Origin of the sequence: Collinsella sp. CLA-ER-H11 (assembly GCF_040092445.1) — a bacterium.
Classification (GTDB): domain Bacteria; phylum Actinomycetota; class Coriobacteriia; order Coriobacteriales; family Coriobacteriaceae; genus Collinsella.
In genome coordinates, this window is the sequence record NZ_JBBNLN010000018.1 from 1 (window position 1) to 22981 (window position 22981).

At 61.3% G+C, this 22981-nt stretch carries 19 protein-coding genes; 4 read left to right on the forward strand and 15 right to left on the reverse strand.

Annotation, left to right across the window (positions count from 1 at the left end):
* The first annotated feature begins 140 nt into the window (after positions 1 to 140).
* Complete coding sequence (locus AAAX35_RS09140) at positions 141 to 1358, forward strand: IS3 family transposase (RefSeq protein WP_349117404.1); 1218 nt, start codon at positions 141 to 143, stop codon at positions 1356 to 1358.
* Between the two features lie 71 nt (positions 1359 to 1429).
* Here the strand turns inward: AAAX35_RS09140 and AAAX35_RS09145 are convergent, their stop codons facing one another.
* Complete coding sequence (locus AAAX35_RS09145) at positions 1430 to 3073, reverse strand: amidohydrolase (RefSeq protein ID WP_349117405.1); 1644 nt, start codon at positions 3071 to 3073, stop codon at positions 1430 to 1432.
* Positions 3074 to 3235: 162 nt separating this feature from the next.
* Here AAAX35_RS09145 and AAAX35_RS09150 point away from each other — a divergent pair, with 162 nt between their 5' ends.
* Positions 3236 to 4699 (forward strand): M20 family metallopeptidase, encoded by a 1464-nt coding sequence (locus AAAX35_RS09150; RefSeq protein WP_271737144.1) that lies wholly within the window; start codon positions 3236 to 3238, stop codon positions 4697 to 4699.
* A 122-nt stretch (positions 4700 to 4821) separates the two neighbouring features.
* Here AAAX35_RS09150 and AAAX35_RS09155 read toward each other — a convergent pair whose 3' ends face one another.
* From AAAX35_RS09155 to AAAX35_RS09205, 11 genes are all read right to left on the reverse strand, one after another.
* A complete protein-coding gene (locus tag AAAX35_RS09155; RefSeq protein ID WP_349117406.1) occupies positions 4822 to 6105 on the reverse strand; it encodes a zinc-ribbon domain-containing protein in 1284 nt (427 codons plus the stop codon).
* A 149-nt stretch (positions 6106 to 6254) separates the two neighbouring features.
* Positions 6255 to 7277: a YitT family protein gene (locus AAAX35_RS09160; protein ID WP_349117407.1), complete on the reverse strand. Its 1023-nt coding sequence runs from the start codon at positions 7275 to 7277 to the stop codon at positions 6255 to 6257.
* Positions 7278 to 7485: 208 nt separating this feature from the next.
* Positions 7486 to 8001: an Asp23/Gls24 family envelope stress response protein gene (locus AAAX35_RS09165; RefSeq protein ID WP_161115101.1), complete on the reverse strand. Its 516-nt coding sequence runs from the start codon at positions 7999 to 8001 to the stop codon at positions 7486 to 7488.
* Between the two features lie 55 nt (positions 8002 to 8056).
* On the reverse strand, positions 8057 to 8434 hold the full coding sequence (locus AAAX35_RS09170; RefSeq protein WP_233540326.1) for a DUF2273 domain-containing protein: 378 nt from the start codon (positions 8432 to 8434) through the stop codon (positions 8057 to 8059).
* Complete coding sequence (locus tag AAAX35_RS09175) at positions 8427 to 8972, reverse strand: hypothetical protein (RefSeq protein ID WP_349089378.1); 546 nt, start codon at positions 8970 to 8972, stop codon at positions 8427 to 8429. Before AAAX35_RS09175 ends, AAAX35_RS09170 begins: the two co-directional genes overlap by 8 nt.
* A 166-nt stretch (positions 8973 to 9138) precedes the next feature.
* The gene (locus AAAX35_RS09180) at positions 9139 to 9945 is read right to left on the reverse strand and encodes a YebC/PmpR family DNA-binding transcriptional regulator (RefSeq protein ID WP_006234926.1); all 807 of its coding nucleotides are present in this window, start codon (positions 9943 to 9945) and stop codon (positions 9139 to 9141) included.
* Positions 9946 to 10110: 165 nt separating this feature from the next.
* Positions 10111 to 12294 carry a DUF6020 family protein gene (locus AAAX35_RS09185; RefSeq protein WP_349117408.1) on the reverse strand — a complete coding sequence of 728 codons (2184 nt, stop codon included), beginning with the start codon at positions 12292 to 12294 and terminating at the stop codon, positions 10111 to 10113.
* A 135-nt stretch (positions 12295 to 12429) separates the two neighbouring features.
* On the reverse strand, positions 12430 to 13251 hold the full coding sequence (gene lgt / locus AAAX35_RS09190) for a prolipoprotein diacylglyceryl transferase (protein WP_349117409.1): 822 nt from the start codon (positions 13249 to 13251) through the stop codon (positions 12430 to 12432).
* 109 nt (positions 13252 to 13360) lie between these two features.
* Positions 13361 to 13639 carry a NifU family protein gene (locus AAAX35_RS09195; protein ID WP_022094472.1) on the reverse strand — a complete coding sequence of 93 codons (279 nt, stop codon included), beginning with the start codon at positions 13637 to 13639 and terminating at the stop codon, positions 13361 to 13363.
* Between the two features lie 170 nt (positions 13640 to 13809).
* Positions 13810 to 14334: a dCMP deaminase family protein gene (locus tag AAAX35_RS09200; RefSeq protein ID WP_196032040.1), complete on the reverse strand. Its 525-nt coding sequence runs from the start codon at positions 14332 to 14334 to the stop codon at positions 13810 to 13812.
* 84 nt (positions 14335 to 14418) lie between these two features.
* Entirely contained in the window at positions 14419 to 15270 is an 852-nt protein-coding gene (locus AAAX35_RS09205) for a type III pantothenate kinase (protein WP_349117410.1), read from the reverse strand.
* 192 nt (positions 15271 to 15462) lie between these two features.
* On the opposite strand from AAAX35_RS09205, the gene AAAX35_RS09210 reads away from it, so the two are divergent.
* Positions 15463 to 17166 carry an OPT/YSL family transporter gene (locus tag AAAX35_RS09210; protein ID WP_349117411.1) on the forward strand — a complete coding sequence of 568 codons (1704 nt, stop codon included), beginning with the start codon at positions 15463 to 15465 and terminating at the stop codon, positions 17164 to 17166.
* Positions 17167 to 17367: 201 nt separating this feature from the next.
* Here AAAX35_RS09210 and AAAX35_RS09215 read toward each other — a convergent pair whose 3' ends face one another.
* Both AAAX35_RS09215 and AAAX35_RS09220 read right to left on the reverse strand, forming a co-directional pair.
* Complete coding sequence (locus AAAX35_RS09215; protein WP_349117412.1) at positions 17368 to 20451, reverse strand: CAP domain-containing protein; 3084 nt, start codon at positions 20449 to 20451, stop codon at positions 17368 to 17370.
* A 187-nt stretch (positions 20452 to 20638) separates the two neighbouring features.
* Positions 20639 to 20824 (reverse strand): hypothetical protein, encoded by a 186-nt coding sequence (locus AAAX35_RS09220; protein WP_055286797.1) that lies wholly within the window; start codon positions 20822 to 20824, stop codon positions 20639 to 20641.
* 308 nt (positions 20825 to 21132) lie between these two features.
* Here AAAX35_RS09220 and AAAX35_RS09225 point away from each other — a divergent pair, with 308 nt between their 5' ends.
* A complete protein-coding gene (locus AAAX35_RS09225) occupies positions 21133 to 22272 on the forward strand; it encodes a DUF389 domain-containing protein (RefSeq protein WP_349117413.1) in 1140 nt (379 codons plus the stop codon).
* 126 nt (positions 22273 to 22398) lie between these two features.
* Here the strand turns inward: AAAX35_RS09225 and AAAX35_RS09230 are convergent, their stop codons facing one another.
* Positions 22399 to 22848 (reverse strand): hypothetical protein, encoded by a 450-nt coding sequence (locus AAAX35_RS09230; protein ID WP_349117414.1) that lies wholly within the window; start codon positions 22846 to 22848, stop codon positions 22399 to 22401.
* Positions 22849 to 22981 lie beyond the last annotated feature (133 nt).

Genomic DNA, 22981 nt, shown 5'->3' on the forward strand with positions numbered 1-22981 from the left:
TACATAGAGCTCTATTACAATAGGGTGCGCATGCATTCCACCCTGGGCTACATGTCTCCAGTGGAATACGAGCGGCAATACGCTTGAGGATCCTTAAAAGAAAGTCCAGTTTATCCTTCCCACTCCAACTGGAGGTTCGCATGTACAGCAGGGAGAAGGTCGAGCTCTTCCTCCTGGCGACGGAGGACGGCATGGGGCCGACCGCCGCCGCGAAGTTCGCGGGGGTCTCGGTGGGCGCGGCCAAGAAGTGGGCGACGGGGCACCTCCCGCACAGCTACACCGGGGCGCGCTGTAGAATCGGGGCGAGGAAACCGCCACGGAAGGAGGCCAGCTTGGGCCCCGACAAGTCGATCTACGCCCCGCCGGCGACCGGCCCGCTCGCCGGGCTCAACGAGGACCAGATAGAGAACCTGCTGCTCAGGGCGGTGTTGGCCGACCTAAAAGCGGAAGGGTGGGACCCGGCTTCGATCTCGAACAGGAGCAAGTGCGAGCTCGGCGAGAGATTGAGGCGGGCGACCGCCCTGCCCCTCCGCTCGATCACAGGTTTCTTGAGGATATCGAAGAGCTCCTATGAGTACTGGAGGCCCCGCGTCGCCGCGCCGCGCGACCGCGACGCCGACATACGCGACCGCGTGGTGCGCATCTTCCGCGAGGGCTCGGGGTGCTGGGGGTACCGCACCGTCTGGGCGCGCCTGCGCCGCGAGGGCGTCCGCGCCAGCGAGAAGCGCGTGGCCCGCGTGATGCGCGAGGAGGGCCTCGAGGTTGTCTACAACAAGAGGCGCGCCCGGGGCTACAGCTCCTACGCCGGCGAGGTCTCCAAGGCGCCGGAGAACCTCGTGAACAGGAGGTTCCGCGCCGACGAGCCCAACCGGCTGTGGCTCACCGACATCACCGAGTTCAGGCTCCCGGGCGGCGAGAAGGTCTACCTGAGCCCGATCGTCGACTGCTTCGACGGGATGCCCGTCGCCTGGTCGATCGGGCTGCACCCCGACAAGCGCCTCGCGAACTCGAGCCTGCTCAAGGCCTGCGCGGCGAGGCCGGCGGGCGCGCGCACGACGATCCACTCGGACCGGGGCGGCCACTACCGCTGGCCGGAGTGGATCGGGATCTGCGAGGAGAACGGCCTGGTCAGGAGCATGTCCGCGAAGGGCTGCAGCCCGGACAACTCGGCCTGCGAGGGCTTCTTCGGGCGCCTCAAGAACGAGTTCTTCCACTACAGGGACTGGGAGGGCGTGACGGCCGAGGAGTTCATGGGAAGGCTCGAGGCCTACCTCGTGTACTATCGTGAGGAGCGGATCAAGAAGTCCCTCGGGTGGCTGAGCCCGATGGAGTACCGCAGGAAGCTTGGATACGCCTAGGCGCGGTCCAAGAAATCGTCCGCACCCCCTTTTAGGGACTATTTCACCGCAACTGAGGTGTGGATGTGGGGTTAGCGCTCGTAAATCAAGTTACCTGCCAGGTAGGTGGCCTGAACCTTGGTGGCTTGCAGTTCTTGGGGGTCAACGGTGAGCGGGTTTTGGTCCAGGACTACCAGGTCGGCATACTTGCCGGGCTCCAAGCTGCCGAGGTTTTGCTCGTCGCCCGCTGCGTACGCGCTGCCCAGGGTGTAGTTGCGCAGGGCTGTTGCTGCATCGATGCGCTCGCTCGGCAGCCAGCCGCCCTCGGGCCAGTGGCTTTTGGGGTCCTGGCGCGTGATAGCCGTGTAGAGCACGTTCATGCTTGTAACAGCTGTGATGGGGCTATCGGTGCCGAAGGCTTGTCGAATGCCGCGCTGCTTATAGGTTGCGAACGGCCACATGATGCGGCTGCGCTCCAGGCCCAGGTCGCGCTCCGGTCCACCCGGGTCGAGTGTAATGTGACAGGGCTGGCTCGAGGCAACGACGTTAAGCTTGCGTAGACGATCGATGTCCTCGGGCAAGAGGTTCTCCAGATGCTCGAGCGTGTTATGGCCGTGCTGGGGCAGGCCGTACAGTTCCGCGGCCTCCTCAAAGATATCGAGCGCGGCATGGATGGCACCGTCGCCGATGACGTGGATGCGCACGGTGTGACCGCGCTCCGCGGCAGCGAGGACCAGCTTGCGCATACGCTCGGCAGGAACCGTCAGACGGCCCTGGTCGCCCGGGAAGCGCGGGTTGGTATAGGGCTCGGTGAGATAGGCCGTGTGTTCGCTCGACACGCCGTCGAAAAACTGCTTAAAACCAGGCGCCGAGAGCAGCGCGTTGTTCGCGTAGCGGGTCTGCAACTCTTCCAAGCGCGACTGGTCATCCAGCAGCGTGGGGAACAGATGGGCTCGGATGCCCAGCTTGCCGGCTGCCTGCAGTTTGTCGTAGACGTCGTCGCGGATAAAATCGCAGCCCGGCATGGGCATGAGCGACATATCGCAGATCGAGGTGATGCCCTGCTCGGCCATACGCCTCATTTGATCGGCGTAAGCGCTTGCGATGCGATCCTCCCCCAGCCACTCAAGGCAGCGCGGTAGCAGCTGCATGGCAGCCGCCTCGTGAGCAATGCCCGTGAGTTCGCCGTTTGCATCCTTGTCGTAACTGCCGCCCGCTGGCGGCTCGCTGTCGCGAGTGACGCCGAGCGCCTCGAGTGCGCGGCTGTTGAGCCAAAGCGTGTGCCCGTCGCCCGAATACATAACGCAGGGACGATCGGGGAATGCCGCATCGAGCGACGCCTTGGTAGGATGCTCGGGCGGATCCCAACGGTAATCGCGCCAGCCCTGCGTCACAACCCAAGCGTCACTAGGCAGATCCTGGGAAAACTCGAGCGCATGTTGCACCAGCGCCGCCTCGGACGTGCCCATATCCATGAGCATGTACGGCGAGGAACCGACCGAGGTATGGAAGAAGTGCAGATGAGCGTCATGGAAACCGGGGCAGACAAACTGCTCGCCGTAGTCGATAACCGGCGTGGCGGCAGGCGCGGCGGCAATCACGTCATCGGGCGCACCGACTGCGACGATACGGTCGCCTGCGATGGCAATCGCCAGCTCGCGGGCGGTATCGATGCCGTCTTGCGCGGTAAAGACGTTCTTGGAGCGGATAATCCGATCGATATGTTGCATGGGCATCCCCATCTCTGGCAGGAAATTCAACACCCCCGAGTGTACTCCCCCGCCCTTGTAACAAAACCCCAAGCGGCAAACGGCAACTTTACCAGCCCTAGCGGCAGGTGGCATACTGGAGAGAGCCTGTACGATTTTGCGATCAACCCAGCAAGGAGCAAATCGACCATGACGAAGACCAAGGCACAGCAGATTATGGCGGCGACCGAGGCTCGCGCGGCTGACGACGTCACCGCAGCCATCAAAGATATCGCTACCGAGTTTGAACCATATATCATCAAGCAGCGCCGGCACTTCCATAAGCACCCGGAGCTGAGCCTTGCCGAGGAGCGCACGACCTCCGACATCGCCAACCAGCTCGACGCCATGAATATCCCCTACGAGCGTCCGCTCAAGACCGGCTTGGTGGCAACGCTTCGCGGCACCGCGCCCGACGCCTATCGCGAGGACGGCACGCCACGCCGCCGCATCCTGCTGCGCGCCGATATCGACGCCCTGCCCGTTACCGAGCAGACTGGCGAGGAGTTCGCCAGCGTCAACGAGGGCTGCATGCACGCCTGCGGCCACGACTGCCATATCGCCATGATGCTCGGCACGCTGCAAATCCTGCGCCATATGACCGACGACATCCACGGCGAAGTCCGCATCGTCTTCCAGCCCAGCGAGGAAAATGGCCAGGGCGCCAAGCTCATGATCGGCACGGGTGTGCTCGACGGCGTCGATGGCGCCTACGCCGCGCACATCTGGAGCGAGGTCGACGCCGGCACCGTGAGCTGCGAGCCCGGACCGCGCATGGCCAATACCGACTGGTTCCGTATCGACGTACGCGGCACCTCGTGCCATGGCGCCATGCCCCAGCGCGGCCACGACGCCGTCATGGTTGCCGCCGAGATCGTCAACGCCCTGCAGACCATCGTCTCGCGCGAAATCAGCCCCTACGAGCCGGCCGTCATCACCGTCGGCGAGCTGCACGGCGGCACCGCGCGCAACGTTATCGCCGGCACGGCCTACCTCGCCGGCACGGTGCGCACCTACGGCGATTCGACCCACGAGGAAATGCCGGAGCTCATGCGCCGCATCGTGGAGCATACCGCGGCAGCTCTGGGCGCCGAGGCAGAGCTCACCGACTACACCATCGCCAACTACAAGGTCGAAAACGACGCCGCCTCGAGCGAGCGCTGCCGTCAGGCTGTAATCAAGTGCCTGGGCCCCACCGGCCAAGGCCATTATCGCGGCACGCTTTCGGGCGAGGATTTTTCGGAGTACCTGCGTCGCGTACCGGGCGTGCTCGCCTTTGTAGGTACGCGCAACCCCAAGATTGGCGCCACGTACGCCCAACATTCCTGCTTCTACAAGATCGACGAGAGCGTGCTGGCAAAGGGCTCCATGGTGGCCGCCCAGTATGCTATCGACTTTTTGGCCGAGCCCACGCAAGAGGAGCTCGACGGCCCCGCGATTACCGCGGTCGCCGAAACCAACCCCGATCTGGCCGCCAAGTTGCGCTCTGCCAAGGCGACGACCGCCGAGGCTCGCGACGCCATCCATGATGCCCGAACGGCTCGCCATGCCGCGATCAAGGGCATCCACGACGCACGCGCTGCTGCACGCCGCGAGGAGAAGCACGACGAGTAGTCGTCACACCCATCCATAACAGCCTGGCTAAAGCAGAGCGGGGGCGGACGTTTCGACACGTCCGCCCCCGCTCATTCTTCAAGCGCTATTTCTACCCCGTCCCCAAATGGCAGACGGCATGGCTACTCGTCCTGAGGTTCCTCGTCGGAGCTTGGCTCGGACGCCGACTCAGGTGCAGGTGCCGGCTCAGGCTCAGGCGCAGGCTCGGGCTCAGATGCCGTCTCAGACTCGGGCGCCGGTTCAGGCTCGGTCGCGGGCTCGGGTGCTGGTGCAGGTGCCGGCGAAGCATCCGGAGCGCTGGAACCCGAAGGAGAGAACTTCTTCTCGAAGGGCAATACAAAAGTCAGAACGTCGTCCTTATCTTCATCGGCCCACTCGCTTGCATAGCGTGCGGCCCAATAGCCAACGGCACGGTGCTTGAGCATCTTGCCAAAGACCGTAAGAAATACGGTGACGAAAGCGACCAGCACCAAGAACAGCACGAGCGTGACGCCACCGCCGGTAACAATTGCCTCAATACCCGTAGGACGATAGTAGTAGCTATACATACCGACAGAGGCAATGGCGCCAAAGACGACCGTCAAGATCCATGTGACAACGTTGGCGACCAGGCCCGTCAAAAACTCGGGAAGGAACGAAGCACAGAACAGCTTGGTCTTGTTGTGCTTAAACGCCGCCCAGACCTTATCGAGCGAAAACGCGCTCTCGACACGCCCGGTCACCGCAAAGTGCATCACGGCGATGTCGGCGAACATCTTAAAGAAGACACCCAGAATCGCCGAGGCAATTAGCGCCAGGACAAGCAGGCCGAGCGAGCCAAACAGCGCAGCCTCGAGCGCATAAGAGCCGTAATAAGAATACGAGCCCGCAGCGCCAATTACCACGCCCTCCACCAGCGAAAGCACTACACCGATAACGGGAATGGCAGCGATAACCTCGAGCACGACCGAAATAACGCTCGAAAAGACTCCGAGACCAAACGACGTGGAACGCATCAGCGGACGATCCATGCCGTCATCGATCTTAAGCGACAGATCGCGACCCCACTCGATGCCAAAGCCGGAACCGCACACGCTCGCAATGCAAGCTGCCAAAAAGCCGATGGCAGCCGCAATGCCGCCAATAACGGGGATGAACAGAACGAGTACCGACACGACACAGATAAGCGCCGGCAAAAAAGCGATCTGGCACACGCGCTGCAGCACGCCCGGAGTCTTGGTCATATCCTCAAACGCCTGAGCCACACAGCCCTTTGGCGCATTCGCCACGGGCGGTTGCGGAACAAACTGCTGGGGCTGAGGCTGTCCCTGGGGAGCGGGGCCAGCGGCACCGGCATTAGGAGCACCACACACGCCGCAGAACTTGTCGTTATCGCCCATGGGGGCGCCGCACTGCGAGCAGAACATAGAATCATCCCTTCGTATCTTGAACGAATCACTTGGATCGCAAACGTTGTCTTTAGCATCATTATTGCCCAATGTGGGGTCAAATACTCAAAGATGACCGATTTGCAAGGTACACGGCGCCAGCAGGCGGTTCGTTGAATACGTCTGTGCTAGTTCGTTCCGCGGAAGCCCTTGCCGACGATCTCGGAGCTGTCGACGATCGTGATAAAGGCACCCGGATCGACTTCGCGCGCATAGCGGCGTAGTTGCACGGCCTCGCGACGGCTCAGCACGCTCATGATCACCGTCACGCACTTGCCCGAGAAGGCACCGTAGCCGCGGCTGATGGTCGCCGTGCGGTTGAGATGCTTGACGATAAACTCCTCGACCTTAAGGGGTTCGGAGCAAATGACCGTGCAGACCTTACGAAGATGGATGCTCTCGATGGCTTTGTCGACCACAAGCGTCTTGGCAAACAGGCCGAGCACGCAATACAGACCGACACGCGGGCCATACAAGAAGGCCGCGATGGTCACGATGCCGATATCGACCAGGAGCAGGGCGCGGCCAATCTCGAGCGTGGTGCGGCGCTTGAGGATCATGGCAAGAATGTCCGTGCCACCTGTCGAGGCGCCAATATCAAAGACGATGGCACTGCCGAGCGCCGGCAGAATCACAGCAAAGCACAGATCGAGCCACATATCGCCCGTCAGAGAGACATCGGTCGGAATAAAGAGCTCAAACAGCGAAACATAGGCGGACAGCGCAAACGAGGCGAAGACGCTCCACAGGATTGCCTTGCGCTCCAAAAAGATAAAGCCCAAAACGACGAGAACCGCGTTAATAATCCACATAAAGACGCCGACGGGCAGGGTCGGGAACAGCGTGGACAGAATGACCGACACGCCCGAGGTGCCGCCAAAAGCAAAGTGATTAGGGGTTTTAAACGCAACGATGGCAAAGGCCGTAAGAATCAGGCCCAGATTGAGCTCGGCAAAAAAGCGCGGAAAGCCCGGCTCCTGGCTGCGCTTTTGACCGGCACGCTCGCCGCGCTCGATATCGGTGCGATCAACCACACGCTCCATCGGCACCACGGGAGGACGATGCATCTCCTCGGCAGCACGCGATGCCGCCTCTGCCGCGGCGGCCTCAATCACCCATGCCTTGCTTTCTGTTTCGTGCTCGTCGGCCATTACGGCAACCCCTCGTTAACAATTTGGAAACAATGCGTCCATTAGGGTAACGCGGAACGCGACGATTGCAACCCCTAGTTAGACGAGCGGTATGCCTACATCGGGGGGCATACAAATAACGGCCGGCCACGCTTTTGCTTGCGCGGTCGGCCGTTTAACGTTTTCGCAGATAAAACCTGCCAAAACAAACCTGTCCCTTTTTGGAAGGTTATTCGTGCTGGCTGGTGCGGTGCTCGTACTCCTCGGGGGTGATGACGTCCTCGATGCGCAGGTTGACGCCCGCCACCTCAAGGCCCGTCATCGCGGCAAGGCGCTCGGTGACGCGTGCCTTGACATCGTCGAAGATCGCGGGCGCATAGGCACCGTACTCGATAATGACGGAGATGTTGACGACCACGCGATTGTCATCGGTGACCTCGACCGTCACGCCCTTGGTCAGATTCTCGGCACCAAACTGCTCCTGCACAAAGTGCATGAGGTTACCCTTCATGCCCAGAACGTGCGGAACCTCGCGGGTGGCCATGGCAACGATCTTCTCGATCACACCGTTGGAATAGGTCAGCGAGTCCTCGGACTCGTCCGCCTCCTCGTCGTCCTCATCCTCATCGGACTCGACCTCGACAAGAGCCTCGTCCTCGAGCGTCACATCCTCGGCTTCGGCGACGACCGCCTCGTTCTCCTCGAGCTCGGTATCGGCTACATCGACCTTCGTGTTAAAAGCCATGGTTCCTCCTTATGCCTGCCGCAGATGCGACAGTCGAATACATATTAGCGGCCTATTAGCGGCCGCTAAACAGACGGCCGAAGAAGTTGACGATCCCGTTCTCGCCGTCGCGAATTTGGCCGATCACAGCGCCGATCAGCACGAAGAATGCAATGACGAGCGTGTCCCACAGGCCCAACGTGAGCACCAACACGGCGAGGATAAAGCCAGCGACGGCGCCAAGCGTGGTGTTGGGATGACGCACGGCATAGCTCCAGATGGCAGCGCCCGTACCCTTGATGAGACCCATAGCCTCGTCAAAATCCGCGGCTGCCGCGTCTTGTAACTCGGTTGCCTCTGCTTTGGAATCAACAGGTTCGTTCGCCGGCGTGGCGCTCTGGTCAATCGTCAGGCGCGGCGTACGAGCGGTCTTGTCTTGATTGGTATCACTCACCGGAAACCTCCACGGTCTGGACGGTAGTCTTGGACGGCAAAAAACGAACGCGTGCGGTCGTGCCCGGCGTGCCAAGCATGGTGTCGCAAGCTTCCTCGATGCGCCGCTGCATCGCAGTAGCCAGAGATGCCACGTCCTTATCGTCAAGCGCGATAGCCTCGACCTTAAATCGGACGTGCGAATCGTCGGAGCCTTGGACGCGGGCCTCGACATGCTCGACCATCACGCGGTCGTCGCGCTCGGCAGCAGCCCTAGCACACGAAGAAAGCGCCGCAAGGGTGACCTCGATATTGCGCTCCCCCGCCGGATGCACACAGGACGGCTCGCGACGAGCAAACATCAGGCGGAAGAAGCTTACCAGCACGCCGATCGCCACAACTCCGCCGCATGCCGTCACGACAATGCGCGGCATGGGGTCGCGCATCAGCAGCATAAAGCGATACGTATACGGCCCCCAAAACTGGCAGACAAGCGTACCCAGCGCCACGATGGCGGCGGCAAGATACACAATCGCTAGGGCTCGTTTGAGTACGCGCACGTGGCGCTCCCTTCAAATCTCGGCACTCGAAATACAAAACGGTTCGCATCATTATAAAAGAGCCGGGTCCGGTGCTCTACGCACGCGGATCCGGCTCATCTATTCCACGAGGCTTGCATGCTCGCTTCATTATGCCCAGATATGCACGGCTTAACCCGTGCGGGCGCTACTCCTCCTCGAGGGCAGCGATGACCTCGTCGGTCATGTCCATGGTGCTGTAAACATCCTGGACGTCGTCGAGCTCCTCAAGACGGTCGATGAGGCGCTGAACCTTCTTGGCGTCGGCGCCGGAGACCTCGGTCGGGGTGGTCGGGACCATGGTGGTCTCGGAGCCCTTGACCTGGACGCCCTGCTCCTCGAGCGCCTTGGAGACAGCCATGACCTCGTTAGCAGTAGTCCAGACGATCCACTCCTCGCCGGCATCCTCGTAGTCCTCGCCACCGGCCTCGGCGATGGCCATCATGAACTCATCCTCGTCACCGGCAGCACCGTTGGCGATCATGGTCTCCTTCTTGGCGTTCTCGTCCAGGATCTCCTTGGCGACGACGATCTGGCCCTTGCGCTCAAACTGGAAGGCAACGGAGCCGGAGGTGCCCAGGTTGCCACCAGCGTGGGAGAAGGCGGAACGGACATCAGCGGCGGTACGGTTGCGGTTGTCGGTCAGGCAGTCGACGTAGACGGCGACACCGGCGGGACCGTAGCCCTCGTACACGATGTTCTCGTAGACGGCGGCATCGGCACCCGAACCAAAAGCCTTGTCGATAGCGGACTTGATCTTGTCCTTAGGCATGGACTGAGCCTTGGCCTTGGCAACGGCAGCGGCGAGGCTGGCGTTGTTCTCGGGCAGCGGGTCACCGCCGAGACGGGCAGCAACGGTGATGTTGCGGCTGAGCTTGGAGAAGAGGGCGGAACGCTTGGCGTCCTGCGCGCCCTTACGATGCTTGGTTGTGGCCCACTTAGAGTGTCCGGACATACGTGTCTCCTATCGGTTTCGACCTAAAGCCCAGCGCAGATGCTCGGGCAATATAAACAAACGTCGTTATGATATACCTACTGCCCTGCGAGATAAACCCCAAAATGAAGGCGTCGTGATGATGTCCCCTTTGGTGCAAAGAAACCTGGCCCTCAATGCACCAAATTAGAACCAGAAGAAGTCGCTGCGGGTGACGGTGGCGCCGATGGCGAAGGGCATGCAGGCGATGACCGGATACAGGTAGCGCATGTAAGTCGAGCCGTTGCACGGGCCAATCAGGCACACAGCGAGCACGCCCAACAGCGGCACCCAGATCGCCAGCGCACGCCATGAATGACGACGCAGCAAGTAGACCACCACGGCGATCATGATCCACACATAGGTGGCCGAGCTCATGGTGAGCGAGATAAAGGGAACACGCTGCACCGCCACACGGTACAAATTGATCAGGTGGTCGCACCAGCGCACCACGTTGCTGTCAACCGGATGGAAGTCGAAGTACTTGAGGTTATCGGGCTTTGCCATAATCTCGGCACTGCGCGCCGTGCTGTAGACCCACGCATCGCGGGCACTCGGATAAAAGTAGCCGTAGTAGTTATTGATGAGCGCCGAGATATAGCACTCGGGATCCTTTTTGAACATCTGGGCCCACACCTCAAAATAGGCCTTGATGTCCTCCTGCGAGGCGTACTCGTTGAAGCAATTTTTGACAGCGTCCGACTTATCCGGGTTGTAACGGCGGCCCAGATTCTCGTACTTGAGTACACGATCGATCACGGCACGCTCTTCGTCGGTCACCGAACCGTCGCAAGGAGCCTCCACGATGGTGCCGTCCTCCTTAACCGTGGGGTTGACGCCCGAGTTGAGGCCGTCGTGCTTTTGGACGAAACGAGCCGTCTGCTGGAACGGAATCGAGAGGATTTCGCGCTTGGAACCGGGCGTAATGTCGTGCGCCGGCATAAAGACCTTGGTGAAGTACATATTAGAGGCAAGGCAGAGCGCGAGCACCGCGAGAACGCCAACCCAGCGGAAACGCGGGATGGCGCCCGAAGGCGCAGCACCAGTCCGCTTGGCTGCACGACGAGCCACATGCACGTCCCATACGCAAAACGCCGCCGCGATTACGCATGCCGCCAGGGGAAACACCAGACCTCCATTGCGCAGAAACGTGGAAACCATGGCACCCAGAGCGAGCAGCAGCCAGTCGTGGCGCGCAAAGAGCACGGGGGCTTTCTCGCCCGCTCGCTCGACATTGGCATCACGACGGGGCAAGCCACACGCAACGAGCTTGACGGTCTGTACCAGCAGCACCAAGAACGCGTCGGCAAAGAGAACGTCTTTGGTGAGCAGCGCCGCGTAGTTAGAGAACATCGGCATAAACGCAAAGAACAGCAGAATCGCACCGCGAACCGGCAGGCTCACGCCCAGTTTGCGCAGCGACGAAATGGAATAGGCCATGCAGGCGGCCGTGATGACGAACTGAGCACAGGTATAGATGATGAGGCCCGCGTTAGCGCTGTTGAACAGCGAAAGCCCCAGCTGAACGCACGAACCGATAATGGCCGTGTGCACTACGGGATGATGCCCGTTGAGCAGCACGTTGGGGTTGAGTAGGCGCAGGTAGTCGCTCGTGCCGTTGGGATAGTTGAACCACTGGCGAATCTGCGCGCCCGTATCTCCCATAAAAAGGCCGGGCAGCGAAGCGATGAGCGTGGGCGCCCAGGCGATCATAAGCACCAGGAAGGGCCCGGCAAAGGGATGGACCGAGAGCACGGCGTGAGTCACACGCCATACGCGGCCAAAGTGCGCCTCGGAAAACGGAATGCGTCGGGAGCTCAGCCAATCTAGACACTCAAAGGCAAGGTAGAAGGCAACGACCGCCAAGAGCATCCAGCCCGCGCCGCCAATCCAGGCGCAGATGATGCGGGCTTTGTCGCCAAGGACAATCTCGGCCGAGTCGGTGAGGTCGTAGCTGCGGCCGAACACCATGCAGATGGCGAAGAACAGCGACGGCAGAATGATCGATGGACGCCAGGTGTCGCCACGGCCAAAGAACACGTAGCGAAACGGCAAGGTGAGCAGACAGGCAAGTGCAAGCAGCATGACCGCGTCGGTATGGCCGGCAAACGAGAGGAGCACCTCGTAGCACACGTACAGCATGCCCGAGGCTTTAGGGTCAATCGCCAAGACTGCGTTGCTCGACACCGGGGCGGGATCGATGGAAAACGCCGTGGTCGCCAACAGCGCGAGCAAAAATGCGATGAGCGTCTGCTTGGCGGGGTAGCGCTTAAACCAGACGATGCGGGCAGCGTCGCGCGCAGCCGTTGTGGAGAGATCGGAATCCTTCACAGTCCAAAGAGCCTTTCTAGAAACCTGCCAAAAAGGGACAGGTTTATTTTGGCAGGTTTTATCTGGGGAAACGTTACGGTTCTGTCATCGTTGCCCAGCGAATCACCACAAAGGTGCCTGTCCCCTTTGTGGTAGTTAGGCGTCGAGGTAGATGCGCTGGGGTTGGTTGCGGCGACGAGCAAAGATGATGAGCGCCAGGCCCGCGATTACGAGCGGCAGGCTCAGCAGCTGACCCATGGTGATGACGCCGCCCAGCAGATAGCCCAGCTGCGCATCGGGCACACGCACAAACTCAATCAAAAAGCGAACGATGCCGTAACCCATCACAAAGACGCCCATAAACGTGCCTTGGGGCAGTAGCGGCTTTTTGCGGCTGAGTACCTGCAGAATGCAAAAGAGCACAATACCCTCGAGGAATGCCTCGTAGAGCTGGGAGGGATGGCGCGGCATATCGCCCGCGGTGCCGCCAAAGATCACGCCCCAGGGCAGATCGGTCGGCTTGCCCCACAGCTCGCCGTTGACAAAGTTGGCGCAGCGTCCCAGACATAAGGCCAGCGGAGCACCGATAACGGCAAGGTCGGCGATGGTCCAGGCGTCGAGCTTGTACATGCGGCACACGAGCACGCCGCCGATGATGCCGCCCACCAGGCCGCCATGGAAGCTCATGCCGCCCTCGTTGGTGGCAAAGATCTCGAGCGGATGCGCCCAGTAGTAGCCGCCGCCGTAAAAGATGACGTAGAACAGGCGGGCGCCAATGATAAGGCCAAAGACCACGCCGACCACGACACTCGTCAGGTCGTCGACCGTAATGTCAAAACCCCAACGGCGCTGCGTGCGGTACATGACGACCGCCGTGAGCAGGGCGCCGACCACATAGGCCAAGCCGTACCAGTAGATGGTGATGGGCCCCGCCGAGATGGCGACGGGATCAAGCATATGGTAGAGGTCGTTGAGCATATCGGTCCCCCTGCTCCCTACATACAAATGCGGCCGCGGGCCTTGCGCTCGCAGCCGCATATTCGGGCGTGACGTCTATGCGGAGCATATCGCCCGCAGCTTTCACTTCTTAGAACGGCGCATACTCGTCGTACAGGTCATCGGTCTCGCCGGAGGCATTGACCTGCTCAACGCGGGTAACGCCGGGCACGTGCTCCTTGAGGATACGCTCGATGCCCATGGAAAGCGTCAGGGCGCTCATGGGACAACCGGCACAGGCGCCCTGAAGCTCCAGCTTGACGACGCCCTCGTCATCAACGCCTATATACTCCATGTCGCCGCCGTCGGCCTGTAGGTTGGGGCGAATCTCTTCAAGAACCTTCTTAAGCAGCTCTTCGTTAACAGCCACAGGGGCTCCTTTCTCACAATAACGCGGGCGCGCCCGCGGACAGAGCTATGTTACTACAGCCGTGTACCCGCTCACGAGCCGTCCATGCGCGCGGACGCGACTTTCACGAGTAGTCAATTTGGGACGGGGCTCTTTTAGCTGCTTTTGCCGCCAGCTGGCGTTGCCACGCGCTACTGCCGAGCCCGCCCCTCGGTGCCGATGTGAACATCGACGATAACCTGGCGGTAGCTGATGCCACAGGAGTCGAGAATGCGGCGGCTGATACGGCCGTCATCGGTGTCGGCGTACTTGTTGTCCAGGTAGACAACCTCGCCCACGCCCACCTGAGCCAAAATCTTGGCGCAGTCATGGCACGGGAACAGCGTGACGTAGACCGTGGAACCCTCGAGGTCCTTGAGCGAGCCACGGTAGTTGAGCACGGCGTTGGCCTCGGCATGGACCACGTAGTTGTGCTTGTCCTGCAGCGGGTCGTCGCTCGTACCCCACGGAAAAAAGTCGTCGTTGAGCGCCGAGGGTGTACCATTGTAGCCCACCGAAAGGATGCGGTGGTTGGTGTTGGCGATGCACGCACCCACCTGCGTGTTGGGGTCCTTGCTGCGGCGCTGCGCGGCGATGGCCACGCTCATAAAGAACTCGTCCCAGCTAATGACGTCCAGGCGCTTGCCTGACGAAGTTTGATGAAGATCGTCCGACATGGCAGACACCTCCGTAATCACAACAGTTTGACCCATTGTAGCAGGTGAAAGGTGGGGGCGTTTGTCCCACCGGCGCCCTCACTTTTACACGCGGCGGGGCTTTTGGTTGATGCGGTAGAGCTCGGCGAGACCCCGCAGCGTCAGCGCGTCGTCTACCGTCAGGCTGTGGCCGACCAACGCCGCGAGTGCCTCGGCATCGTCGCCGGTGATGACGATGGGCACGTCGCCTTCCCCCGCGGCCTTGGTCGCGCGCATCTCGGCGAGCACCATGTCGAGCATGCCGTCGATGCGGGCCACCTCGCCCAAGACCACGCCCGAGCGCATCGCCTCGCGCGTGTTACGGCCGATGACATGCGTGGGTGCCGAGGGCTCGACCTGGGGTAGGCGCGCCGCAGCGGCCGAAAGCGACCGGGCACCGAGCGCCAGACCCGGCGCGATGACGCCGCCCATAAAGGTTCCGCACGCGTCGATGACCTCAATATTGGTCGTCGTGCCCAGGTCGATCACGATGCACGGAGAGCCGTAGACGGCACGGGCCGCCACGGCGTCGGCAATGCGGTCGGGGCCGATCTCGGCCGGGTCGTCGTAGTGGACGGGCATGCCGGTCTTAAGTCCCGGTCCCACCGTGAGCACGCGTCCCGTGCAGGTACGGGAAAGCGCCGCCTTCCACGGGCGCTCGAGCGCCGGCACCACGCAGCTCAGCACTGCGGCCGCGGGAACGAGTGCACCCGGCATGCCCGCATCGGCTGCCAGTGCGCACATGACCTGCGCGAGCCTCATGCGCGCTTCGTCGGCTGTGATGCTCGACGGCGTCGTGATCTCGCACGTCGCAAGCGGACATTCCTGCGCCGCAGCCGAATCCTCGGCAAATAGGCCAAAGCGAATGAACGTGTTGCCCACGTCGACCGTCAATATATATGCGCACCCATTAAGCATCGTCGGCGCTCCTTTCGTCTGCCCAGCAGTATATCGCCTACCTAAACCAGTCATCCCAAAATGACTAGCTTGCGGCTATACTGGTGCGCGGTCGCGCGCGAGCTCACGCGGCGGCCCTTGGTAACCCGACTTCCCGCGCCGTATCCGTAGCGGCGCTCCCGGAGGAAGCGGATATACGCAAAGGAGTTTTATATGAGCAATCCCTCGAACCGTGCTTCGATGCGCGGGCAACTCACGCTGCGTGGCGTCGTCATCGGCGTCCTTGGCTGCGTGATTATCACAGCAAGCTCGGCCTACACCGCCCTCAAGATGGGCGCACTCCCCTGGCCGATCGTCTTCGCTGCCGTCATCTCGCTGTTCTTCCTTAAGCTCATGGGCAACGCCAGCCTCAACGAGGCCAACGTCACCCACACCATCATGTCCGCAGGCGCCATGGTCGCCGGCGGTCTGGCGTTTACCATCCCGGGCGCCTGGATGCTGGGCTATGCCGACCAGATCAGCTGGCTCGACATGTTTATCGTGGCACTCGCTGGCACCATCCTGGGCCTGTTGGCCACGGCACTCATCCACCGTCACTTTATCGTAGACGCCGCACTTGAGTTCCCCACCGGCAACGCCGCGGCTCAGACCCTGCGTGCGACCGAGGCCGGCGGCAAGACCGGCAAGCAGCTCTTTGGCTCCATGGCCATCGCCGGCATCTACAGCGTGCTGCGCGACGCCCTGGGCGTGGTGCCCAGCATGCTGTGCACGCTCAATATCCCCGGCGTGACCTTTGCCATCTACAACTCGCCCATGTTGCTCTCCGTCGGCTTCCTCGTGGGCTTCGCCCCCGTCGCGTTCTGGTTTGCCGGCGCGCTGCTGGGCAATTTTGGCATCATCGTCGGCGGCACCGCTGCCGGCCTGTTTGACGTTATGACGGCACAGGGCATTGTTAAGTCCCTGGGTATGGGCCTTATGATGGGCTTTGGCGTCGCCGTCGTCCTCAAAGACATCCTGCCGCAGGTCGCCGGCATCGTCCGCGGCCTCGCCGCCGACGGCTCCACCGACACCGACGAGCAGTCGCTCATCTCGGGCTCCCTTAAACTCGACGCCGGTATCATCGGCCTGGGCGCCGCCGCCATCGCCGTGATCATCGCCATCGTGCTCGACCTTGGCCCCGTTCCGGCCGTCATCGTCACGCTGTTCACCTTTGTCACCACCATCATGAGCGCGCAGAGCTGCGGCCAGACGGGCATCGACCCCATGGAGATCTTCGGCCTCATCGTCATGCTCATCGTTGCCGCCTTCGCGCAGCTCGCTCAGGTCAAGCTGTTCTTTATCGCCGGCATCGTGGCCGTGGCGTGCGGCCTTGCGGGCGACGTCATGAACGACTTTAAGGCCGGCGCCGTGCTGGGCACCAACCCGCGCGCACAGTGGGTCGGCCAGGCCATCGGCGGCATCGTTGGCGCCCTGGTCGCCGCCGCCGTCATGGTCGCGCTCGTCACCGCCTATGGTCCGGACGCCTTCGGTCCCGACAAGAGCTTCGTTGCCGCGCAGGCAAGTGTGGTCGCCACCATGGTCTCGGGCATCCCGAGCGTGCCGTGGTTTGCGGGCGGCTTTATCGCCGGCATCGTCATGTACTGGCTCGGCATTCCGGCCATGATGATCGGCCTGGGCGTGTACCTGCCGTTCTATATGTCGCTCACAGCCTTCCTGGGCTCCTGCGTCAAGCTCGCCTACGACAAGTGGTCCGCCCACCGCGACGCCACCGCTGGTCTTTCCGACGAGGAGAGAGCTGCCAAGGACGCCGCCTTCCAGGAACAGGGTCTGGTCGTTGCCAGCGGCCTGCTCGGCGGCGAGTCCATCGTCGGCGTTATCCTGGCGTTTGTCTCCGTGGGCTTAAGCCTGCTGGGCTAAGTCGAGCAGCTGCTCGACAGCAACCATATTGCCTACGGCTTGCCCGGTCGGTAGCTTCTGCGGCTGCTGACCGGGCTTTTTGATATCGAAACAAAGAAAGGCCGGCGCGCTGCGTTTAACAGCGCGCCGGCCTTATCGGTTAAGCTATCGAAGCGTTCCTGCTATGAACCGAAGTTCGTTGCAGAATCTACGCTCGAAACGCTACATCTGCTTGCGACGACGATCGCCCAGCGTCACGCCCGCTGCCACGAGCGTCACACCGCCGATGACGAACACCTCGCCCGCAAGCGCGGAATTGTCGCCAGTCTGGGCGAGCGCGGCAGGCGCAGCCTGTTTCTTGGCAACGGGGGCCTTTGCAGCAGCCTGCGCAACCTGAGGCTTGGCCTGCGGCTCAGCCTTGGGATGATACTTGTCGTACTCGGCCTGAGCGGCAGCCAGGGCATCCTTGGCATCTCCGAGCTCGGCAAGCGCGGCGGCATAGGCGTCGTTGGCATCGGACAGCTTGGCATCGGCATCGCTCAGAGCAGCCTTGAGGCCAGCGGCGGCATCGACGGCGGCCTTATAGCGAGCGTAGGCAGCGTTCAGCTTGACCAGCTTCTCGTTGCCCGTCGTGCCCGCGGCAAGGGATGCCTTGTGGTCGACAGCCTCAAGATCGGCCTTGAGCGCCTCGTCGTTGGCAAGCTCGGCCTTGGCCTCGACGATCTCGAAGGTCGCATCGACGACGGCTTCGTTGGCGGCCTCGAGCTGCTTCTGGGCATCGGCGACACCGGCGACGGCGGCGTCATAGGCGGCCTTGGCGTCGTCGACCGCCTTCTGGGCTCCAGCGAAGCGCTCGAAGGCCTTGTTTGCGCCGGCCAGTTCGCCCTCGGCAGCCTTGGCCTTCGCCTGTGCGTCGGACAGGGTCTGCGTCTTGGCGGCAACTGCCTGCTTGGCGCCCGAAAGAGCGGTCGCGGCGTGCGCATCTGCGGCCTGAGCCTTGTCAACGCCAGCCTGGGCAGTGTCGTCGGCCTTCTTGGCATCGTTAAGCGTGCCCTGCTTGTTCGCAAGATCCGTCTTGGCGGCATCGCACTTGGCGGCAAGGTCCTTGACCGAAGCGGTAGCGTTGTCATACGCCTCATTGGCCTGTTCGGACTTTGCCTTGGCGGCATCGCGGGCGCTGCGAGCCTTCGCCTTGTGAGCAGCGGCCTCGGCTGCCTTCGTCTTACTGTCAGCAAGCGTGGCGTTTGCCTTATCGAGAGCCGCCTGGGCAGTAGCGGCCTCGGCCTTGGCGGCATCGAGGTTCTGCTTGAGGGACTCGATGTCGATTCCGCCGAGTGCGTCCTTCGCGGCGTCGTATGCCGTCTTCGCGGCGGCGGTACCGGACTTAGCCTTCTCATACTCGCCCTTGGCGGTGTTCATGTTCGTGTCGGCCGCGGTATAGGCGTCGCGAGAGCTTTCTTGCTTATCCAATGCGTCAGAATAAGCCGTTCCGGCAGTCCCGAAGTTCTTCTGCGCCTCCGCCAGCTTATTCTGTAGCTGCTTCAGCTGCTCCTTCTGCTCCTGAGTGCCGCCTGCATTGTAAGCAGAATCGATATAGTCGGTGACGAGCTTCTTGAACTCGGAGACAGTGAAGTCCTTCTGCCCCGTGCTTCCACTATAGTCGAAAATGGTTACCTCGGAATCGGTGTTCTTACCGCTACCAGTTGCGATGCCGATAGCCTTCGCACCGGCATCGATGATATTGAGATAGTGTCCGCACTCATGGTAGATGCTGTTGTAGTGCTGGTAGATATAGTAGGAATCATATCGGTGGCTGCCGAGTTCGTCGCCATACTGTGCAACGTACTTATCGAATGCCTCTTTCTCCTGGGTGTAGAGACCGGTATATGGCCAGCCGAGGGTATCCTCGGTTTCGCCTCCGGTGTATGCTCCGCCGCCGCCCGCAAGGTTCTCACCTTGATCGAAATAGCAGTTCGAGTGTCCCCAGATGTTCGATGAATATGATGTATTAAGTGCGGCTGCCGCAGTCATGCAGAGGCTGACGCTAAGCTCAGACTGGCCGTTCGCCTTGCGGAGGTTGTTCTGGGTATCGAGGTAGGTCAGGGCGTTACGCATCTGCTCCAAGGAGAGCGGATTGGTGTCGCGAGACATGTCCTGATCGACGTACTTGTCATACCAGTCCTGTTTCTCTGTCGTCCCCATGAGCATCGACGCGGCGGTACTTGCATTCGACTTCTGCTGGGCGGTGAAATCGCTGCTGTTGCTGATGTAGGCCATAAAGCCGAGCATGCCCTTATTGATGACTTCCTGGTCAACGGTCATGTTGGACTTTAGGTCTGCAATCTGCTGCTCAAGAGCCTCAACCTGGGCATTAGCAGCGTCATAAGCCTTTTCCGCGGCGTTCGAAGCGGCGCAGGCTGCCTCCCACTCGCTGCGCTTCTGCTTGCGAACTTCGACAAGCTTATCGTACTCAGCCTTCTTGTCGGCCTCGGTCTGCTGGGCCTGCTCGTATGCCGTCTTCGCGGCGTCACGCTTACTGGCCGCGTCCTTGTACTCCTTGTTTGCTGCATCGTATGCAGACTGGGCAGATGCCACAGCAGCGTTGGCGGCGTTGGCCTTCTCCTGCGCGGCAGCGACGGCAGCCTGGGCGGCCTGCAGATTTGTCTGTGCGGTGGCGTCGGCATCCGTCGCGGCATTGAGCTCCGTCTGCGCGGTCTTGAGCTCACCAGCAGCAGCTTTCTTGGCGGCCTCAAGCGCACTCAGGTCGACACCCGTACCCGAGACGGCAGCATCGAGCGCGGCCTGCGCCTGGTTGAACTTCTGCTGGGCGTTATCGCGCGCGGTGGTTGCGGCTGCGAGCGCAGCGGCAGTCTCCTGCTTCTTGGCCTGGGCGGAAGTCAGAGCGGCCTCAGTGTCCTTCTTTTCCTGCTGAGCGCTGGCCTCGGCAGCCTTGGCCTGGTCCAGATTGGCCTGTGCAGTAGCAACTGCCTTATTGGCGTCATCGAGCTTTGTCTGCGCGTCCTCGACGGCCTTCTTGGCGGCCTCGTACTCGTCCATACCCATGGCCTCGAGCTTGGCCTGGGCATCATCGAGGGCCTTCTTGGCCTCATCCTGCTTTGCCTTGGCGTCCTTGAGCGCCTGGGTCTTATCCTCGACACTCTTGTTGGCTTGATCGAGCTGATCGTTCAGGTCGCCCAGCTTCTTCTGCTGCTGCTCGGTCTTTTCGACGGCGGCTTTGAGCTCGTCAATCTTCTCCTGGAGCGCGGCGACTTCTGCTGCGTTCTGCTCGATTTCGTTGTCGCTCACAGCCTGCGAGGCCTGATTCTTTTGCTGCTGCGCCTGCTTTTGAGACTGGCCCGCCGCGTCGGCGTTCTTCTGGGCGGCATCGTAGGCGGCCTGAGCGTCCTTGAGCTGCTTTGCCGACTCCTCGGCCAGCTGGGCAGCCGTCTTTACGACCGCTTGGTTACCGGCGGCAACGGTATTCTCTACAGAACTACCCCCCCCCCTGAACAGAATCGCCGTTATCGGTTGACGGTGCGGCGATTGCCGCCAGCGGCGACATGAGCGGCTGAGCGATGAGGCCCGCCGTCAAAACGGTTGCGACGGCGCGGTTAGCAACGCCCTTGACGTTGACAGTCTTGGCCCGAGGCTCAAAGTGTTGTGGACTGTAGTTTGCCATGGCTTTCTCCCTTTGACACGGATGTATCCATACGTATCAAACGGTAGCTGTCGATTTTTGAATTCTGTTGCGCAACATTGGCGACCAGCGTTTTTTTTTGAAATTCGTGCTCCTGTGCTTCACAATTTCGTCACATTTGAAGGAGCTGGTGCATCATATTTTCGCGGGATGGAATTGAGCCTGTGATTTGCATTTGCTCCCGCGTCATCCGCCCTATCGGATTCCGCATCCAACAGACACCCCGCCCGCCACGGTGTAGAGTTAAGACAACGGGCGCGTTGCGCGGACCGCGCTGGAACGAGGTGGACATGGAACTCGACAAACAACAGATCAAGCGACTACGCGAACGCCATCACCGGCGCCACGGCATCCGCCCCGCCCATAGTGAGGCTGCCGAGCAGGCTGGTCGCTTTTTAAAGCGCGCATTCAACATTCGCGAGGGTCGCGCGCCCTACCACGTAATCCGTAAGCGCTTTGTAAACGGGGCGCGCCTGACCGGCTCTCACCTGTGCATCCTCATCATCGCCATGCTCATCGCAAGCATCGGCCTTGATATCGATTCGGACATCGCCATCGTGGGCGCCATGCTCATCTGCCCGCTTATGGGATCGGTCCTTGCCATGGCATATGGCATCGCCACGCTCGACCGCGAGATTACCGTCGAAGCCGTCGCCAGCCTTGCGCTACAGATGGCCTTTTGCCTGGTCACGTCCACGCTGTACTTTAAGCTCTCGCCCCTTGGCACCACCACGGCCGCCATCATCGACAACTCGACACCCACCGTCTGGGACCTTGCCGTCGCGCTCGCCGGCGGCTTTGCAGGCGGCCTGGGCAACTCGCGCGACCAGGAACCCGCCACGCTCATCGCCGGCGTGGCCGTGGCGACCGCGCTGATGCCGCCCCTGTGCGCGGCGGGCTACGGCATCGCCATCGCAAGCGGATCGCTGTTTCTCTCGGCGCTCTACGAGTTTGGCATCAACGTGGTCTTTATCGCACTGGCTGCCGAAGCCGTATTACTTATCTTGCGCGTGCCGCTCAAGCGCGACCTCAACGGCGACGGCATTGTAACCGCCGAAGAAGATGCCGAGGTCGACGAGCTATCGCGCAAGGTGCGCCGCCGCATCATTGTGGGTACGGTAGTCTTTGCCATCCCCTGCATCGTTATGACGGCGGGGTCTATTGGCTCGGCGCAGACCGGCGTGCAGGACGGCTACGGTGTCACCGAAACTACGCGCGAACTTGCCGCGGTGCTGCCGGGCTTTAAGGATTACACCGTCGCCGTCGAGACCTCGGCCACCGAAGGGGACGAAGAAGGCATCGTCGAGCGCGAGATTGTCGCCCATGTGACGACAGGCGAGGCGCTTGGGGCGCACGACCGCCGTGTCGCCCGCAAACTCATCGACCTCAATGTGCCCGAGCTCGATCGCGTGGAATTTGACGTGAAGTGATGCAGAGCGCGGGATGAATGCTCGCATGGACGCAAGTTACGACGAGGCGCAGACGCGATACGGACACGAGCAAATAGCGGGGTGCAGTTCACACCCGCGCCCCGCTCGCTTTTTTATTGCCGTGAATCAACTGTCCGAATCGACCTCGCCAGACTCCACCGTAAACGCCGGATCGGTGCTCACAAGATAAAATCGGGTCACTTTGCTATCTCTAAATAGATAGAGCTGGCCCTGCTCGCGTCGGCGCGATATATACGCAACGTGAACCGTGCCGAGTTCTTCGCCGTTTTCCTTCTTTAATATCAGGATGTTGGGGTCATCCGTACGCTTAAACTGCCCGTCAACGCAGCTGCCGTCTTTGTCGACCAGTTGCCACCGATGGTTATCCTCTTCAAGAAAGGCCAGGGTTTCCAGACTCGTCTTGTCATCCCGATAGTAACCGTCAATGGCAAACCCTTCGGAAGCGCATTCCTGCATATAGGACGTTTCTCGACTTATAGCAAACAGCCCTGTAGCGCCCAGGAGCACAGCCAGGCAGACCACTGCAAGGGTTATCGAAATAGTACGGCGACCCATGTTAGCCCAACCGATAGTTGTTTAACGGAGCGCGAAACATACCTGAAACCTCCGATGTCAGGGGGAACGTCGCCAGCAGGCTGGCGACAACTATATGTTTCTGACATCAAACCATATGGCTGCTACTCGCGGA